The organism is Stackebrandtia sp., from assembly GCF_035643755.1.
Lineage (GTDB): Bacteria > Actinomycetota > Actinomycetes > Mycobacteriales > Micromonosporaceae > Stackebrandtia.
The window spans coordinates 1-2410 of sequence record NZ_DASQPW010000269.1 but is presented as its reverse complement, the minus strand read 5'-3'; the positions used below and the strand labels follow the sequence as shown (position 1 = coordinate 2410).

At 70.7% G+C, this 2410-nt stretch carries 3 protein-coding genes; all 3 read left to right on the top strand.

Annotated elements, in window-relative coordinates; genetic code table 11:
- On the top strand, positions 1-519 hold a 519-nt coding region (locus VE172_RS20790; RefSeq protein WP_324803907.1), incomplete at its 5' end, for a hypothetical protein.
- On the top strand, positions 516-1409 hold the full coding sequence (locus tag VE172_RS20785) for a PrgI family protein (RefSeq protein WP_324803906.1): 894 nt from the start codon (positions 516-518) through the stop codon (positions 1407-1409). The genes VE172_RS20790 and VE172_RS20785, both read left to right, overlap by 4 nt.
- Positions 1406-2410: helicase HerA domain-containing protein (locus VE172_RS20780; protein ID WP_324803905.1), on the top strand; the 1005-nt coding region annotated here is incomplete at its 3' end. The genes VE172_RS20785 and VE172_RS20780, both read left to right, overlap by 4 nt.

Here is a 2410-nt window from a genome sequence, read left to right as displayed (position 1 = left end):
CCGTCGCCGCGTCAGCGACTCGGCCTGCCGCAGCGACGCCCCCGGTTCGCGCTGAGTCGGGGATGGACGCAGCGGCCCTGGGACAGCCCCGAGCACGCGGGCGGTGATATCCGGGTGCGCAAGGCCGAAGTCCACCACGCGGGCCATAACCGCGCGGTCACGAGTGCCCGCGACAAGTCCCGCTCGCTGCCGTCACATGCCCTGGCCGACACATCGGTGGCCGAAGTGCGCTCGCCGAAGCAGTACCCGGCGGGTGTGGGGGTGTTGTCGCGCCACGCGGCGGCGACCCCGAACCCGGCCGATATCGGCAAGCGCGCTACTCGCCGCGCCACAGCCAACGCGCGGACGTCAGTCACGCCGTCGCCGCGCCCGGCCCGTTCCGGTGGGGGTCCGGCGCCGTATGCGGCGCGACGGTCGGATGCGGCGCGCCTGGCCGCCGCCCAACACCGGCTACGCGGCCAGCCTCCCCGGCGCGTGCGCCGCCGCATCTACCCCGACGACACTGTGGAGGAACGATGAGAATCCCGATACCCGCCAATGTTGATATTCCCGACAAGATTCTGTGGGGCCTGACAGTGCGGCAAGCCGCCCTGTTGGCCCCGGTCGCGATCGGCCTGATCGCCGCCTGGCACGCCCTGGGCGGCCTGGTGTCGACGCCGGTGCTGGTGGGGTTGTGCGGCGCGGTCGGGATCGTGGCGGTCGTAGTGGTGCTGGGCAAACGCGACGGGGTGTCCCTCGACCGTTTGTTGTGGGCGGCGATCCGCCACCCCCGCTCCCGGCTGGCCGCGGGCCACCCCGACCCGACCGCCGCCCTCGACAACGGCGCCACGTCGCGAGTCGAGACGGTGCGGGCGTGGTCGGGTCCGGTACGCGCTATCACCGATACCGGCCTGGATCTCGGGCCGCGAGGTGTGGCGGTCGGGTTGGACGCGCGGGGGGTGAACTTCGCGCTGCGCTCGCCCGATGAACAGCACGCCTTGGTGCAGGGTATGACGCGCATCCTCAACGCCTGCACCAGCCATCTCCAGATCGTTGTCTCGATCCGTCCATCCACACTCGATTCCCATGTGGATCGGTTGCGCCAAACTCACCGGCACATGAAATCCGCGTCCCTACGTCAGGCCGGGCGGACCTATGTGGCGTGGTTGGCCGACCTCGACGACGCCACCGACATGCAGCGCCGCGAAATCACCATCGTCGTCACCGGCGCCACTGAGGCCGACGCCGCGCGGGCGGCGACCGCCGTGATCGACGGCTGCGGCGGCCTGGGTGCGACCTGTCGTGTCCTGACTGGTGGGGAGTTGGCGGCGCGGGTGCGCGCCCACGTTGACCCCGCCACGCCCACCCCCGGCGACACCTCCGACACCCGAACCATCCAAACAGGACTCTACGAGGGGGAGACGTCATGAGCCTCAAGCAACTGTTGTCGGAGGTACGCGAAGCGGTGGATGCGCGCAAGCGCGTCTTTCCGGTCCCGACCGAGTTGATCCCCGACACCATCACCGCATCGGCCCGCCGCATCGACTGCGGCCAAGGGTGTTCGCGCACTTTCCTTATTGTCGGCTACCCGGGCGAGGTGCCGCTCGGGTGGACGCAGGCGCTGATTGACTGCGCCGCGCGCGTCGACGTGGCCTGCCACTTGGGGCCGGTGGATACGGCGGTGGCGGTGGCGCGGATTCGCAGGCGCCGGGCGAGGCTTGAGTCCAGTCGCCGCCACGCCGCCAACCGCGACCAGCTCGACGACCCCGCGGTGGAGGCCGCCGCGGCTGATGCCGCCGACCTGGCGGGCCGTTTGGCCACCGGCGACACCCGCATGTACGCCATCGGCGTGTACGTCACCGTCCACGCCGAGGACCCCGAGGCCCTGGAGATCGCGTGCGGGCGCCTGGTGGCCCAGTCGGCGGCGGCGATGCTGGACGCCCGCCCGGCGAGTTGGCGGCAACTGCCCGGCGTCACCTCCACGCTGCCGCTGGGGGTGGACGCGCTCGGCGCGACCCGCACATTGGACAGTGACAGTGCGGCGGCGGCGTTTCCGCTCATCGACCCCGACACCCCACCCACCGACACCGGTGTCCTGTATGGGCTGAATCTGCATACGGGTGCGGCGGTGGTGTGGGATCGGTGGGCCTGCGACAACCACAACGCCGTCGTGGTCGGCTCCTCCGGCAGCGGCAAATCGTATTTCGCCAAATCCGAAGCCCTGCGGCAGTTGTACGAGGGCGTCGAGGTCTCGGTGATCGACCCGGACGGTGAATACGCCGACCTCGCAGGCTACGTCGACGGCACGGTGATCACACCTGGAGCGGCTGGGGTGGGGCTCAACCCGTTGGAGCTTCCCGCCGACCCCGCACCCGACGCCCTGACCCGCAGGATCATGTTCGCCTCCACCATGGCCGAAACCCTCATCGGC

Excerpts from the sequence above, each read along its gene's own strand:
- VE172_RS20785 (WP_324803906.1), top strand. The coding sequence starts at position 516 with ATGAGAATCCCGATACCCGCCAATGTTGATATTCCCGACAAGATTCTG.